Source organism: Colwellia sp. PAMC 21821 (genome assembly GCF_002077175.1).
Taxonomy (GTDB): Bacteria; Pseudomonadota; Gammaproteobacteria; order Enterobacterales; family Alteromonadaceae; genus Cognaticolwellia.
On sequence record NZ_CP014943.1, the window covers coordinates 897,020 to 912,814 of the forward strand.

The 15,795-nt window shown below is 38.9% G+C and carries 15 protein-coding genes; 9 read left to right on the top strand and 6 right to left on the bottom strand.

The window, feature by feature from the left end; genetic code table 11:
- Positions 1-129 precede the first annotated feature (129 nt).
- From lipB to msrA, 3 genes are all read left to right on the top strand, one after another.
- On the top strand, positions 130-726 hold the full coding sequence (lipB, locus tag A3Q33_RS03765) for a lipoyl(octanoyl) transferase LipB (RefSeq protein ID WP_231295837.1): 597 nt from the start codon (positions 130-132) through the stop codon (positions 724-726).
- Positions 716-1,684 carry a lipoyl synthase gene (lipA, locus tag A3Q33_RS03770; protein WP_081178777.1) on the top strand — a complete coding sequence of 323 codons (969 nt, stop codon included), beginning with the start codon at positions 716-718 and terminating at the stop codon, positions 1,682-1,684. The genes lipB and lipA overlap by 11 nt, the downstream gene beginning before the upstream one ends.
- Before the next feature lie 505 nt (positions 1,685-2,189).
- Positions 2,190-2,765 (top strand): peptide-methionine (S)-S-oxide reductase MsrA, encoded by a 576-nt coding sequence (msrA, locus tag A3Q33_RS03775; RefSeq protein WP_081178778.1) that lies wholly within the window; start codon positions 2,190-2,192, stop codon positions 2,763-2,765.
- A gap of 422 nt (positions 2,766-3,187) precedes the next feature.
- Here the strand turns inward: msrA and A3Q33_RS03785 are convergent, their stop codons facing one another.
- Positions 3,188-4,033, bottom strand: coding sequence for a tetratricopeptide repeat protein (locus tag A3Q33_RS03785; protein WP_081178780.1), 846 nt, complete (start codon positions 4,031-4,033; stop codon positions 3,188-3,190).
- A 311-nt stretch (positions 4,034-4,344) separates the two neighbouring features.
- Between A3Q33_RS03785 and A3Q33_RS03790 the strand changes: the two genes are divergently transcribed.
- Entirely contained in the window at positions 4,345-5,493 is a 1,149-nt protein-coding gene (locus A3Q33_RS03790; RefSeq protein WP_081178781.1) for an HDOD domain-containing protein, read from the top strand.
- A 269-nt stretch (positions 5,494-5,762) separates the two neighbouring features.
- On the opposite strand, the gene A3Q33_RS03795 is transcribed toward A3Q33_RS03790, so the two are convergent.
- The 4 genes from A3Q33_RS03795 to folB form a co-directional block, all read right to left on the bottom strand.
- Complete coding sequence (locus A3Q33_RS03795; protein WP_081178782.1) at positions 5,763-6,917, bottom strand: acyl-CoA dehydrogenase family protein; 1,155 nt, start codon at positions 6,915-6,917, stop codon at positions 5,763-5,765.
- Positions 6,918-7,130: 213 nt separating this feature from the next.
- The gene (locus A3Q33_RS03800; protein ID WP_081178783.1) at positions 7,131-7,931 is read right to left on the bottom strand and encodes an undecaprenyl-diphosphate phosphatase; all 801 of its coding nucleotides are present in this window, start codon (positions 7,929-7,931) and stop codon (positions 7,131-7,133) included.
- Positions 7,932-7,936: 5 nt separating this feature from the next.
- Positions 7,937-8,443, bottom strand: a complete 507-nt coding sequence (gene folK / locus A3Q33_RS03805; RefSeq protein WP_081178784.1) for a 2-amino-4-hydroxy-6-hydroxymethyldihydropteridine diphosphokinase — start codon at positions 8,441-8,443, stop codon at positions 7,937-7,939.
- Positions 8,443-8,814 carry a dihydroneopterin aldolase gene (folB, locus tag A3Q33_RS03810; protein WP_081178785.1) on the bottom strand — a complete coding sequence of 124 codons (372 nt, stop codon included), beginning with the start codon at positions 8,812-8,814 and terminating at the stop codon, positions 8,443-8,445. The genes folK and folB overlap by 1 nt, the downstream gene beginning before the upstream one ends.
- A 220-nt stretch (positions 8,815-9,034) precedes the next feature.
- On the opposite strand from folB, the gene plsY reads away from it, so the two are divergent.
- Complete coding sequence (gene plsY, locus A3Q33_RS03815; protein ID WP_081178786.1) at positions 9,035-9,607, top strand: glycerol-3-phosphate 1-O-acyltransferase PlsY; 573 nt, start codon at positions 9,035-9,037, stop codon at positions 9,605-9,607.
- Positions 9,608-9,638: 31 nt separating this feature from the next.
- On the opposite strand, the gene tsaD is transcribed toward plsY, so the two are convergent.
- Positions 9,639-10,688 carry a tRNA (adenosine(37)-N6)-threonylcarbamoyltransferase complex transferase subunit TsaD gene (tsaD, locus tag A3Q33_RS03820; protein WP_081178787.1) on the bottom strand — a complete coding sequence of 350 codons (1,050 nt, stop codon included), beginning with the start codon at positions 10,686-10,688 and terminating at the stop codon, positions 9,639-9,641.
- 394 nt (positions 10,689-11,082) lie between these two features.
- On the opposite strand from tsaD, the gene rpsU reads away from it, so the two are divergent.
- The 4 genes from rpsU to rpoD all read left to right on the top strand — a co-directional run bounded on the left by rpsU (position 11,083) and on the right by rpoD (position 15,680).
- On the top strand, positions 11,083-11,298 hold the full coding sequence (gene rpsU / locus A3Q33_RS03825) for a 30S ribosomal protein S21 (protein WP_011045067.1): 216 nt from the start codon (positions 11,083-11,085) through the stop codon (positions 11,296-11,298).
- A 58-nt stretch (positions 11,299-11,356) separates the two neighbouring features.
- The gene (locus A3Q33_RS03830) at positions 11,357-11,803 is read left to right on the top strand and encodes a GatB/YqeY domain-containing protein (protein ID WP_081178788.1); all 447 of its coding nucleotides are present in this window, start codon (positions 11,357-11,359) and stop codon (positions 11,801-11,803) included.
- A gap of 151 nt (positions 11,804-11,954) precedes the next feature.
- Positions 11,955-13,712, top strand: coding sequence for a DNA primase (gene dnaG / locus A3Q33_RS03835; protein WP_081178789.1), 1,758 nt, complete (start codon positions 11,955-11,957; stop codon positions 13,710-13,712).
- Between the two features lie 135 nt (positions 13,713-13,847).
- Entirely contained in the window at positions 13,848-15,680 is a 1,833-nt protein-coding gene (rpoD, locus tag A3Q33_RS03840; RefSeq protein WP_081178790.1) for an RNA polymerase sigma factor RpoD, read from the top strand.
- Positions 15,681-15,795 lie beyond the last annotated feature (115 nt).

The following is a 15,795-nucleotide window of genomic DNA, read 5'->3' on the forward strand; positions in this document are numbered from 1 at the left end:
TTTTTACGGTGTATTCCAGTTATTATTTGGATATAATAAACACTACAGAATTTATAGAGATATACCTTGAAAAACACTTTGATTATTCGGCAACTAAATAACCTCGACTACATCGATGTTTGGCATGCCATGCAAAATTTCACCGATAATCGAGATGACAATACCGCTGATGAACTTTGGCTGGTAGAGCATCCGCCAGTGTTTACCCAAGGGCAAGCAGGCAAAGACGAGCACCTTTTGATGCCTGGTGATATCCCGGTAGTGAAAGTAGATAGAGGTGGACAAGTGACCTATCACGGTCCCGGTCAACAAGTTATCTACTTTATGATCAATCTACGCCGCAGAAAAATGGGCATTAGACAGTTGGTAACACTGATAGAAAACGGCATCGTAGCGTCAATGGCCGATTTTGGCATCAATGCAAAAGCAAAACCGGATGCTCCGGGTGTTTATGTAGACGATAAAAAAATTGCCTCTTTGGGACTACGCGTGCGCAAAGGCTGCTCTTTTCATGGTTTAGCATTAAACGTAAATATGGACTTATCACCATTTCTACGCATTAACCCTTGCGGTTACCAAGGCTTAGAAATGATACAAACAATCGATTTACAGGGCCCTGCCACAGTAGATCAAGCGGGTGAATCACTGGTTAAACACCTTAGTGAATTATTAGACACTCAGCATTTATCTTATCAAACGGGATTGGAAACAGTACATGACCACTAAATCATCACGCATTACCCCTGGCACTAAATTACGCGATGCCGAAAAAATGGCCCATATTCCTATTAAGGTTGTGACTTCTGAGCGTGAAACTATGCTCAGAAAACCTAATTGGTTACGTATTAAATTGCCAAAAAGCTCAGAACGTATTGATAGTATAAAAGCCGCACTACGTAAGCATAATTTGCATTCAGTTTGTGAAGAAGCGTCATGTCCAAATTTATCTGAATGTTTTAACCACGGCACCGCAACCTTTATGATTTTAGGCGACATTTGTACTCGTCGTTGTCCATTTTGTGATGTTGGCCATGGTCGCCCACTAGCTGCAGATAAAGAAGAGCCGCGTAAATTAGCCTTAACGCTAAAAGACATGAAATTAAAATACGTAGTGATCACCTCAGTAGATCGTGACGATTTACGTGATGGCGGCGCACAACAGTTTGTTGATTGTATTACAGAGATTGCCGAGCACTCTCCACATACAAAAGTAGAAATTTTAGTGCCGGATTTCCGTGGCCGTATGGATCGTGCTTTAGAGATTTTAAATACCCACCCACCGGGTGTATTCAATCACAACCTAGAAACTGCTCCGCGTTTATATACCAAAGCTCGCCCTGGCGCTAATTACCAATGGTCTTTAGATTTGTTGAAAAAATTTGGTGAAGCAAATCCAAGCGTGCCCACAAAATCGGGTTTAATGGTTGGTTTAGGTGAAACTAACGAAGAGATTCTACAAGTCATGCGCGATTTGCGTGCTCACGGCGTGACTATGTTAACCATTGGACAATACTTGCAACCAAGTAAACATCATTTACCGGTTGAACGTTACGTTCACCCTGACGACTTTGACATGTTTAAACGTGAAGCTGATAAAATGGGCTTTGATCACGCTGCTTGTGGTCCTCTCGTGCGTTCAAGCTATCATGCTGACAAACAAGCCGCTGGTGAAGAAGTAAAGTAATACTTGTTGCTTAGTAAATTAAATTAAAAAGCTAGAAGCTAACACTTCTAGCTTTTTCAATTCTAGAACAGGATAAAGGAGCCTAAAGCATATTTTCTCATTAAGTTTTCCCCCAAAAAACGAATAATACCAAATGTAATAAGTTATTGACCAATTTTAAGCGAGGATAAATTGTTCAAGAATAAGGCGTTTGATTGAGTAATAGCGGGCTATTGGGATTGAAAACAACGCAGTTATTGACGATTTAAACCGCCTTAAAATGATCGATTATTTATTTCAATTGGTATAACTAATAACTCATATCCCTACAGTATAAATTCAATAGTAATTTTATCCTTATCTTCTTAAATTTAAATTCTAAAAACATATAGACATCTAAACGTCTGAGTGATATCTTCTGAAATACAAACCATGTAGACGTCTAAGCGTCTTTTAGTTACATTTAAATACACTTTTAGCAACCTAATCGCATAGCTATCAGGTAACTTACACGAGGAAAAGAGCAATGAATTTCGAAAAAATAACACTAGGCGCCGGTTGCTTTTGGTGTGTCGAAAATATTTTTTCACGCGTTAAAGGCGTAATTTCTGTGACTAGTGGTTATGCTGATGGCGATATTGAAAACCCAAGCTACGAGCAAGTTTGTAGTGGTCTCAGTAATCATGCAGAAGTAGTTCAAATTGCCTTTAATCCGTCGCAATTAAGTGTAGAGCAATTATTAACGGTATTCTTTGCTATACATGATCCAACCACGATTAATCGTCAAGGTGAAGATATAGGTAGCCAATATCGTTCGACCATTTTATTTCACAACTCAACGCAACAAATTATAGCTGAAACTAAAATTAGTCAATTGAATGCACAAAAACTTTTTGCACACCCTATTGTCACTTTGATCAAAGCGGCTAATAATTTTTATAGTGCAGAAGACTATCATCAAGATTATGTTACCAACAACCCAGAAAATAAGTATTGTCAGCTAGTGGTAGCGAAGAAAATTCAAAAGTTTTTAAGCGAGTTTGCCCATTTATTAAAAGATGAAAACTTAATGGATGAAAATGTAATGGATGAAGCGATTTAATTCATATGATGTAGACCTACAAACGCAAGCGGCAATTTTTATTCACCTGCTGTTATGCTGCCGCTTCCTTGTAGGTTGTATATGGGCTTTAGCCGTTCGTATTAACTAAGCAATAAACCCCTGCTAGCTTGACGGCATAAATACCGACTTAAATCGAAATAGAACCGAGACAGCAAGGATAATTAACTTATTGGCTTGCTGTTGGTTAAATATGCGTTAAATGCCCGTTGGATTTCAGCCCATCACCTTTATTTGGCAATAGCTTTAACTTGCTACCCAAGCTTGACGGCATAAATACCGACCTACATCGGTTTAGCACCAAAGCACCAACCATAATTAACTTAATGGCTTGCTGTTGGTCAATTGTCGGTTCGGCTGAAACCAATCATCTTAGCTAGCTGCTAGGTAAACTTGCTAAATTATTAATACATTAAGGTATAAAGCTTACGTCGATATTTACTGACTAATGCATCACCATCCGGTAACGATTTCAGCACATCAAGTAATAAATCTTTACTGGCTGTATCTGCGCCATCTTTTTGTACCAGTAAAAATAGAATCGTCAGTGCTTCGTCATTGCGATTAACTTGGCTATATTGCGCGGCTAATTTTTGTTGCAGCTCAATATTATCAGGATCACTTTCTAACTGTTGCTCTAACGCTTGAATCTCAGGAGAATCAGCAGCCTGAGTGGCTAGCTCTAATCTTGCCATTAATGATTGATAACTACTGTCTTGATCGACCATTTTAATGCTTTTCAACAACGCTTCTGCTTCTGTAATCTTGCCAGTTTGAATATATACATTAGCTAGCACTAATTTAATATCAGCGCGTTCGTTGTCAAGTTGGAAAGCTTGAGTGATAACAGGAAATGCTTCAGCAACTTTATTTTCGGCTAAAAGTTCATTAGCTTGCGCCAATAAAACATCTTGCTCTTTAGGTAGGTATTTACCTAAAAACTCATTAATGGTTTCATCAGTTTGTGGTCCGGTAAGACCATCAAGTGGCTGGCCGTCTTTTACTAATATTACGGTTGGTAAGCCTTGAATGCCAAATTGTTGAGCTATTTGTCCCTGAGTTTCGCAATCTACTGTTGTAAATAATATTGTGTCGCTATAGTTTGCCAATGCACGAGTCAACTTATCTCTTAGTTCAACACTTTCAGGTATTTGTTGAGCCCAAAAATCAAGCAATACAAGTTTGTTTTTTGATTCTTCGATAATAACTTGTTGAAAGTTTTCTAAGGTGATCGCGAGAGAATTTGTCATCAATGCAGTTCCAATAATAAAGAGATATGCTAATTTAAGTGGGGTCAAACGCTAAAGATGCAAGCAAATGGACTAAATATTTCTTTTAAGCTGTGATTATAAATTAGGCCCAGTATATAACAATAGCATTAGTAAACTGCTCAGCTAGAACTTTTAAAGGCCCTGCCCGACAACTGTTTGATAAATATTTGACTAATAAACGGTCCTATTTTTAGCTGAATTTAAAACGAGCGGTTGAGCATTTAGTTTGACCCTGTAGTTTAATAAGTTCATAATTTGTCGGAATTTTTTGTTTTGAATTAGGTAGTTAAATGTCATTAGATAAGATCATTATTGTTTTCGCCGTAATTACCTCTATCTTATGGTACTTAAATCGAGGAAAAAGCAGTAGAAAAACTAATCGTGCTCAGAGTATTATTGCTAGACGCAGTAAATCCCCAACGGTTAAGTTACGCAGCATATCATCAAGCCCTCAGGCGCATGTAAACCTTATTCCTAAACAAAGTGATGTAATAAATAACTCCGAAGATTTTCTGGATTTTAAATTACTACGTTTTGATAGTTTCAATAAAAAACAGCAGCAAACAATTAATGAAATGAGTCAATGCATTCGTCAACCGAACCCCTTATTGCTAAACTTGACGAGCGGCGAGCTTGAGCCAAAAGAGTTAATAGCGCTGATAAAGTCAGATGCAGAAATGACGGCCAAAATCATTAACACCGTGAATTCTTCACTTTTTTCCTTGCGACAACCCATAGAGAGCATTCATCATGCCATTGTATTTATGGGGGTAACGGCGGTAAAAAGTATCGCTATACAGTTTATCTTGCAACAAAGTCTATCATTTGAAAATAAAGCCCAAGCAGCGGCCTATAAAAAAATATGGATATCTAGTTATTTGGCGAGTTCCTTTGTATTTTTGCTTGCCAAACATTTAGATAAGGAAAATGCGGCTGAATTATCGACCTTATGTTTGCTAATAAGCTTGGGAGATATGACGATGCTCTCTTATAAACCATCAATAGCCAAGCTCTATTTGAGCCAGACTTCATTGTACGAAAGAGTGCGCGACAGCCAATTATCTTTGGATATCAATTCGTCTGTAATCGGCAAAGTATTAGCCGAGCGCTGGCAGCTACCCAAATCCATTGTCGAGGGCATTGGCAACAGCCTAGGCCCCTTAATTAATGATAAATTATACAGTGACCGGCCAATTGAAGAAGCTCAAAACACTTTGCTATGTTATTTTTCATGCCGCCTAGGTGATTTAATTGCCTTTGACAGTGTTAAGGATATTTTTAAGGTTGGAGACGATGGTGTAGAGGCGTTTAATAACTTAGATTTCTTTCATGTACAAAAAAATATTGAACAAGTCGGGCTAGAAAAAATAAGCCATTTATTCAGAGATCAAAGTTTTATAAGCAAGGCAAAGAAGCTCATTGCTCAGATAGCCGTGTAGGCATTGCGCCCTTGGTGATTTTTTAGCTTATTCATTGAGTCGTGCAACGAATACAAGAAAAGCAAGGTGACTATTTATAGGGATTATTTTTAGGGAGTATATAGGGAAAATAAAAAGTATTTTTTACGTTTTTTTCTAAACTTAATTTTCGTAAAGTACTGCACATTGCTTGATGTAAAGTTAAAGCTCTTTTCCTCGCTTAAATTCCCAAAAGCGTTAAATATGAGGTTCAGAGCGTTTAACTTTTATTAAATAACCACGATTATCGCTTAAACTTTTTGCAATAATTCGCGAGCAATAATCACTTTTTGAATTTCACTCGTGCCTTCATAAATTGAAGTAACACGCACGTCACGCGCCATACGCTCAAGTGGGTATTCTTTAATATAGCCTGCACCGCCCATCAACTGTAAAGCATCGTAACAAGCTTTATTGGCATTTTCAGTGGCAAATAATTTCGCCATTGAAGCGGCCATACCAAATGGTTGGCCTTGATCTTTAGTATATGCAGCTTGCATCAGGAGTAATCGTGCAGCTTCCATCTCAGTATAACGCTCTGCTAGCGTCCATTGAAGACCTTGAAAGTTTGACAGTGATTGACCAAATTGCTTACGGTCAACAATATAAGCTTTAGCATAATCAAGTGCGGCAAGACCAACACCTAATGCTAAAGAACCAATACCAATACGACCACCAGCCAATTCACCTACGGCAACGCCAAAACCTTTATTTTCTGCGCCCATCATCGATGATGCTGGCACACGACAATTGTTAAATTGTACTTCATTAGTTGGTGACGCTTTTTGGCCCATTTTTTCTTCAGCTTTACCAATGGTAATGCCTGCAGTATCGGCTTCAACAATAAAGCACGAAATACCCTTACCTTTTTTTGCCTCAGGGTCAGTTACTGCCCAAACCACAAATACATCAGCGAACGAGCCGCTAGTAATATAGAGCTTACTGCCATTAATAATATAATGTTCGCCGTCTTTAACCGCTTGAGTTTTCATGCCTGCAGGGTCTGAGCCTGCAGTTGCTTCAGTTAAACAAAAGCCACCAGCACGATATTCACCACTACAAATTTTTGGCAGGTATTTATTTTTTTGTTCTTCGTTACCTACCGCTTGAATAACTTCAGCGACCATATTAGTCACCGATGTTGTAACAGCCGTTGATGCACAAGCACGCGCTATTTCGGTAATCGCCAAACTAAAGGCTACAGTGCCAGCTTCAACACCGCCATATTCAGCTTTAATATTTAAGCCCATAAAACCTAACTCATTTAATTGAGCCAAGTTTTTTAAAAACAAATTTTGATCCCTTGTTTCATCAAGCTTTGCTGCTACAGGTGCTAACTCACTATCGGCAAATTTACGTGCCATATCTTGAATCATTATTTGTTCTTCAGTTAAAGACAAATTCATCAAATTTCTCACTTTTATTAGCTGAATATCTATCATTACCGGTTAACTGGAAAGTTTATACGCGATGTTAAAAAAGCCTGATAGATAATTATTACAACTAAGGTAAATAAAGTAATACTAAGTGCAAACTACCCACTTAGTATGTGTATATATATATTTATAACAAAAACGCGCCAAAGCGCGTTTATTTATAAGTTAAATGTATTGTAACAATTATCCGACAACAAACCAAAGCAGACCTACGCCAAGCACTAAACGATAAACCACAAATGGCATCATGCCTATTTTGTTGACTACAATAAGAAAATAATGAATACAAGCATAAGCACTAACAAACGCTATCACACTGCCTAAGCCCATTGCTGACCAGTCTACAGCTCCAGCTTCTAGAATCAGCTTTAAGGTCAAATAACTGCCAGCCATAGCAATAGCAGGAATAGAGAGTAAAAAAGAAAAACGCGCGGCGTTTTCTCTACTTAAACCTAACATCAAGCCGATAGTCATCGTAATACCAGAGCGTGATGTTCCCGGAATTAGCGCTATTGCTTGCGCTAGCCCAATTAACATAGCGCCTTTAAAACCTAAATTTTCAATGCTCTTGTTTTGTTTCGCTTTAATGTCAGCAAAGCCAAGTAAAAAGCCAAATAATAATGTTGTCGCGGCAATAACCAGTGCGCTACGCAAATGTTCTTCAATAAAGTCTTTACCAAGTAAACCAAATAATCCTGCTGGTATAGTGGCAAAAATAATCCACCAAGCTAATTTACCATCGAAATTATCGCGTTCGCCTTTCAGTGTGCCAAACCATGCAACGGCCATATTGCCCACTTCTTTACGAAAATATAATACTACCGCGAATAAAGTACCAACATGCACGGCAACATCAAACGCCAAACCTTGATCTTCCCAGCCAAAAACAGCCGATGGTAAAATTAAATGTGCCGAACTCGAAATCGGCAAAAATTCGGTTAAGCCTTGTATTAACGCTAAAATAAAAACTTCAATTGTGCTCATACTGATTATATTTCCTTATTTACTCTTGCCCAAATTAAAGGCACTTTTTTTAACTGCTGTTGATTTTTATCGTATTGTCGCCATAACTCTTCATAGCTTTGTTCAACAATAGGGTGAACCAAATGCCCGGCTATTTCAGCTAACGGCCATAAAACAAAAGCATTTTTAGTAATTTCATCACGTGGTATTTGGGCGGGTTCTTCTGTAATAACCACGTCATAAAGTAATAAATCTAAATCTAAAGTACGTGGACTAAACTTCTTAGCATACTGACTTCGACCATGAGCAAACTCTATTTTGCGTAGTGTTTCGGCAACGTCAGTTAGGGTTAGCTCAGTACTTACCCCAGCCACCATATTGTAAAATGCTTTACCCGCAAAGCCGACCGCTTCACTTTCAAATAACGATGATAAGGTTAACGTACCAAAAGCATCCGTTAATGCATTAAGTCCCTGCTCAATATAATGTTGACGATTGATATTACTACCAAGCGAAATATATATTTCAGCCATTACAATGCTTGGCCTAACAGCGTGGTACCACGTTCTATTTCAACACCAACTGTTTTAGCGTTATGTACCGCAGTGGGTTTCATTAATTTCAAACGCAACCAAGGGATTTGATATTCATCGATAAGAAATGTGGCAATACGTTCAGCAAGTGTTTCAATTAAATCAACCGGATTCGCATTAGCAAACTCGACTATAGCTTCAGAAATTGCTGCGTAATCAAGCGTTTTAGCTAGCTCATCATTCTCCGCCGCATTGGCCGTATTCCAGCCCATGGCTAAGTCGATGACGAGTGTTTGCTTTATTTCTTTTTCCCATGGGTAAAAACCAATGGTTGTTTGAAAGGTTAATCCTTCAATATAGACTTTATCCACACTAAAACCTTATTTATGCAACGGCGTAATCGAATAGAACAAACAATCGCCACACTTGCTTTAAAAATAAATGGCGAGTTTACCTGTGCGGGTCTAGAAAAACTAGTAAACATCACGCTACAATGGCAAAAAGCTAAAAAGAAATGCTTATTTTTACAGCTTTTGCTAACAACTGCTTTGGAAGGAGCTGAGTATCACAAGTTTACTTGTCACATTTATAATGGTTGTTATGGCTTACTTAGTAGGTTCAATTTCGAGTGCCATTTTACTTTGCAAGTTATTGAACTTACCTGATCCTCGCGCTACTGGTTCTAAAAACCCTGGTGCTACAAATGTATTACGCATTAGTAATAAATTCGTTGCCGCCGCTGTGCTTATTTTTGACATACTCAAAGGCACATTACCCGTATGGGGTGGCTACTTTTTAGGTTTAGACCCCGTATACTTAGGCATTATCGCTGTCGCGGCTTGTTTAGGGCACATGTACCCAATATTTTTCAATTTTGAAGGTGGGAAAGCTGTTGCAACAGCATTTGGCGTGCTTTTACCTATTGGTTTAGATTTAGGTGGGTTACTTGTTTTAACCTGGTTATTAGTCGCTAAAGTTACACGTTATTCAAGCTTAGCTGCCATTGTTACTGTATCAATGGCACCTATTTATACTTGGTTATTGAAACCTATTTATGTCTACCCTGTGTTAATGTTATCTGGGCTAATTATCTTTCGACATAGAGAAAATATAATCAGACTTATACAGGGCACAGAATCAAAAATATCCTTTAATAAAAAATAACGTCGCTGCTTAGCGGGTATATTTAAGCAATTTAAATAGGCGCTAAAGTATCTAGTGGCCAACGCGGCGTTGCTTTAAAAGTTAAGTCTGTATCTACACCAGCTTTTAAACGCTGCAAACCTGCGTAGGCAATCATGGCACCGTTATCGGTACAAAACTCAGGTCTAGGGTAGAATACTTCGCCGCCAAGCTTCTTCGTAATCTCGGCTAACTTTTCTCTTAACGCTGTATTAGCACTCACACCACCGGCAATAACTAAACGACTTAAATCACATTGTTTTAATGCTCTTTTACATTTAATGGCCAACGTATCAACTACCGCTTCTTGAAAGGCATAAGCGATATCAGCTTGTGTTTGCGCTTTTTGCTCGGGAGTTAATGCTTCTTTTTCTTCTTTTCGGATGGTATTTGCCGCTGACGTTTTTAAACCACTAAAGCTAAAGTCTAGACCTGGTCTATCGGTCATAGGCCGCGGAAATTTATAACGACCTTTTCGACCACTTTCTGCCATTTTGGCTAATACCGGACCACCAGGATAATCAAGCCCAAGTAGTTTGGCTGTTTTATCAAATGCTTCACCGGCAGCGTCATCAACAGACTCGCCAAGAAGTTCATAGTGACCGATACCATCAACACGCACTAACATAGTGTGACCACCCGACACTAATAAAGCTACAAATGGGAAGTCAGGGACATTTTCTTCCAGCATTGGCGCTAATAAATGCCCTTCCATATGATGTACAGGTACAGCAGGTAAGTTCCAGCCATAAGCCAAACTTCGACCAATTGAACAGCCAACTAATAAAGCGCCAACCAAGCCAGGTCCTGCAGTATAAGCAACACCATCTAAGTCTGCCGGTGTTAAGTTAGCGTCAGCGAGTACTTCTTTGATTAAAGGAATCGTTTTACGCACATGATCACGTGATGCCAACTCAGGTACTACTCCACCATAATCAGCATGAACGGCAATTTGGCTATATAACCTGTGAGCCACTATGCCTTCGGGTAAATTACCTTCACCATCATCGTAAATGGCAATACCGGTTTCATCACAAGAAGTTTCAATACCTAAAATTCGCATAGTTTTTCTTTACCTAGCAGGGTTACATCAATAGAAGAAGTCGACTAATTGCTAGCATTCAGAAAGCAGTTGTCATTTGGCCGATGATTTTACCTATGCCACAAGCAACTTTCAATTTATAGCGTATAAAAGATAGTTAAATTTATTTTAAAGCGCCCACAGCCAGCAATAGGTCAACGAAAACAACGTAATTATTAACATTCCCTGACTACGGCTATTTTATAGAAGGCAATTTAAGCAAAATATGGCCGAAAAAGTTATTACTCCTTTACATTAGCGTATCGTTCGCATTAGAATATGTCACCAATTTTTAATAGAGTGGGTGAAGATGAGGCCATGTGGCTGAAATCAGACACCGATTTAATATAGATTTCTAACTAAGGTAACATAGTACATGCCAGTAATTAAAGTAAGAGAAAACGAACCATTTGACGTTGCATTACGTCGTTTTAAACGTTCATGTGAAAAAGCAGGTATCCTTTCAGAAGTTCGCCGTCGCGAATCTTACGAAAAGCCAACTTGGGAACGTAAGCGTAAAAAAGCAGCAGCAGTAAAACGTGCAGCTAAAAAAGTTTCTCGTGAGAACGCTCGTCGCGTTCGCATGTACTAAGAATATAATACCTTAGTAAATCCTAAGCCAACTGAGTTAACTTAAGCGTAAATTACATATGAGTCTACTTAGCCAACTTAATGATGAAATGAAAATTGCCATGCGTGCCAGAGACAAACTTCGTCTTGGCGTAATTCGTATGGCAAAATCTGCGATAAAGCAGGCAGAAATAGACCACAATACAGAAGCAACTGATGAAAATATCATTGTTTTGTTGACCAAAATGGTTAAACAACGCAAAGAATCTATCAAAATGTTTACTGAAGGTGGTCGCGATGAATTAGCAGCTAAAGAAGCCGCAGAAATAGTCGCCTTAGAAGATTTTCTACCGCAGCCGTTATCAGCAGATGAAATTAACCAACTGATCACAAAAGCAATTGCCGATACCGGTGCAGCTTCAATGGCTGATATGGGTAAAGTAATGGCGGTGTTAAAACCGCAAATGCAAGGCAAAGCTGACATGGGCGCTGTAAGTGGCCAAATCAGAGCGATTTTAAAAAGTTAGTTAAACTTCCTTTTGAACTTCAATGTTCATTCTGAATATAAACCGCGATAGCTTAGGCCTCGCGGTTTTATTTTAATTAGAGTGCAATAACTTACTATTCTCCTAACCTTATTTGTGTAGAATAGTGTTTTATCTGGATGTATTGATATTTATGGCTGGTATGATCCCTAGACAGTTTATTGATGACTTGTTGGCAAGAGCCGATATTGTAGAATTGATAGATTCTCGCGTACCATTAAAGAAAGCAGGTAAAAATTACCAAGCTTGCTGTCCATTTCATACCGAAAAATCGCCCTCTTTTAGTGTTAGCCAAGATAAACAATTTTATCACTGCTTCGGCTGTGGTGAACACGGTAATGCCATTTCATTTTTGATGGAGTTTGACCGTCTAGAGTTTCCAGATGCCGTTGAAGAGTTAGCTTCCCATTACAATATGGACGTGCCACGCGAACAAAACACGCGCTCACCAGCACAACAAAAACAAGATCAAAAAGCCTACATACAAAAACAAGACGACTATGAATTAATGGCGCAAATAAGCCGTTTCTTTCAACAACAATTAAAAGTTGCGTCTGATAAAGATGTTGCCATAGACTACCTAAAAGGTCGGGGCTTAAGCGGCGAAATAGTTAAGCGCTTTGGCATAGGTTACATCAGTGATGCCTGGGATGGCATGATGAAAGTCTTTGGTCGCAGTGGTCAAATAAATCAACAGCTCGTTGATTTAGGTATGGCTATTCAAGGTGATAAAAATAAACCCTATGACCGCTTCAGAGGTCGCATTCAATTTCCAATTCGTGATAAACGTGGCAGAGTTATCGGCTTTGGTGGCCGCGTATTAAGTGACGGCACCCCTAAATATCTAAACTCACCAGAAACCCGTATTTATCATAAAGGCCAAGAACTCTATGGTTTATTCGAAGCCAAACAAGCCATTAAACAATTAACCCGCTTAGTGGTAGTTGAAGGCTATATGGATGTAGTTGCACTTGCTCAACACGGTGTTGATTACGCGGTTGCCTCACTTGGCACAGCAACAACGCCCGAACAACTACAAACGTTATTTCGTACCGTAAAAGAAGTAATTTGTTGTTACGATGGCGATCGGGCTGGTCGCGACGCCGCATGGCGCGCAATGGATAATGCCCTACCTTTGATTCAAGATGGTTATAGCTTAAAATTTGTTTTCTTACCTGACGGACAAGATCCCGACTCCATGATCCGCGAGCAAGGCCAAGCTGCTTTTGAGCAAATATTAGATAATGCCACGCCATTGTCACAATTTTTGTTTGAGCACTTATTAAGTAGAATTGATATGAGTTCTCCTGAGGGAAAAGGAGCCGCTGTTGGTGCTTTTCAACCTTATTTAGCCAAGTTACCGGAAAGTAATCTTAAAGACGCCATTGTGACCAAATTAGCCAATCAGTTTGGCGCAAGTAATGAAATGCAATTAAAAAAATTACATAAAAACTTCGCTAACGTCACTGAAAATAAAGCGAAAGCTAAGCGTCCTAAAATCACCCCAGTAAGACTCGCTATTGCATTATTACTTGAGCATCCCCATATAGTAGAAATATTACCCGACCCGGCAATTTTAAATGAATTGAATATGCCAGGTATTCCTTTGCTAAATACACTGTTAGCATTGTGTAAGAAAAATCCAAAGGTAAATAGTGCCCAATTAATTGAGCACTTTAGAGGCCAGGAAGCCGGAAAACAGTTAACAAAATTGATGTGTTTAGAACATCATGTTGAAGCAGAAAACGCCGAAAGCATGTTTTTAGATTTAATTGAAAACTTTTTAAATGTTTTTATTGAACAACGCACAGAGCAATTATTAGAAAAAGAACGTAACGGCGGATTAACGTTAACCGAGAAGCAAGAATTGCACGGTTTACTTAGCGCATAGAAACAATATCGTTCAAATTAGATTAGAACAACAAATAGAAGCGCAGTTTATCGCTGGTAATTTAGTAAATATTTAGCTATAATTTCCGGCTTACTGTTGTAATTTTGATAGCCATAAATAGGTGGACACTCGTCAATGGATCAAGCCCCGCAATCTAGACTTAAAGAGTTAATAATCAAAGGTAAAGAGCAAGGTTATTTAACTTTTGCACAAGTTAACGATCATCTCCCTCAGGATATTATCGATTCAGATCAAGTTGAAGATATCATTCGAATGATTAACGACATGGGTATTCAGGTGTTTGAAAACGCTCCTGATAACGACACGTTAATGATGAGTGAAGCAAATACTGATGAAGATGCTGCTGAAGCTGCTGCGCAAGCACTTGCTACCGTTGAAAGTGAAATCGGTCGTACTACAGATCCCGTTCGCATGTACATGCGTGAAATGGGTACGGTAGAGCTATTGACGCGTAAAGGCGAAATAGTTATCGCCAAGCGTATCGAAGAAGGTATCAAAGAAGTACAGCGTTCTGTTTCTGAATATCCGCCAGCAATTAATTATTTGCTTGAGCAATGGGATAATTTTGAAGCTGAAGAAGTTCGCTTAAGCGATATTATCGTTGGCTTTTTAGACCCTGATGCTGAAGATGAAGAAATTCCTGCAGCCGCGACTCATATCGGTTCTGAGCTTTCTAAAGAAGAGTTGGCTGAAGAAGATAAGTCTGATGATGACGAGGAAGAAGAAGATACTGGTCCTTGTCCTGAAGAAGCGCGTGAAAAATTCACGGCTTTGCGTGAAGCATACGAATTTGCTAACAAAGTTATCAAAACTAAAGGTCGTGGTCATGCTGATGCACAAGCAGCAATTGACGCTTTAGCTGAAGTATTTAAAGAATTTAGAATCGTACCAAAAGTATTTGATCGCTTAGTGAAAAACATGCGCAGTGTGATGGACCGTTTACGTGTTCAAGAACGCTTAATCATGAAGCACTGTGTGGTTGGTGCGGGTATGCCAAAAACTACCTTCATTAAAATATTTCCAGGTAACGAAACCTCGAAAGGTTGGTTTGAAGAACAAAAAGCGGCGGGCTTACCTCATTCAAAGAGAATGTCTGACATCGAACTAGATGTTGAGCGTTGCATATACAAACTGAACATGTTAGAAGAAGAAACCTATCTTAACGTGCATGGCATAAAAGACATTAACCGTCGTATGTCAATCGGTGAAGCGAAAGCTCGTCGTGCGAAAAAAGAAATGGTTGAAGCTAACTTACGTTTAGTTATTTCAATTGCAAAAAAATACACCAACCGTGGCTTACAGTTCTTGGATTTAATTCAAGAAGGTAACATTGGTTTGATGAAAGCAGTTGATAAGTTTGAATACCGTCGTGGTTATAAGTTCTCAACTTATGCGACATGGTGGATACGTCAAGCGATTACACGTTCAATTGCCGATCAGGCGCGTACTATCCGTATTCCGGTGCATATGATTGAAACGATTAACAAACTTAATCGTATTTCACGTCAAATGTTACAAGAAATGGGTCGCGAGCCAACACCTGAAGAATTAGCTGAACGCATGATTATGCCAGAAGATAAAATTCGTAAAGTGTTGAAAATCGCTAAAGAACCTATTTCAATGGAAACGCCGATTGGTGATGATGAAGATTCTCACTTAGGTGACTTCATTGAAGATGGTAGCGGTGAATTGCCTGTTGATTCAGCGACCTCTGAAAACTTAAAAGATGCAACACACGAAGTATTAGCGGGCTTAACAGCGCGTGAAGCAAAAGTGTTAAGAATGCGTTTTGGTATTGACATGAACACTGATCATACCCTTGAAGAAGTCGGTAAACAATTTGATGTAACACGTGAACGTATTCGTCAAATTGAAGCAAAAGCATTACGTAAATTGCGTCACCCTTCACGCTCTGAGCAACTGAAAAGTTTCTTAGACGGTGAGTAATTAATTTCTCAAATTAATTACTTCCCTGTGAACATAAAATCCAGCTAATAGCTGGATTTTTTTTGGCTTGATTTTATTGACTTGAGTTTATTGGCTTAAGTTGTTTGGCTTGTGC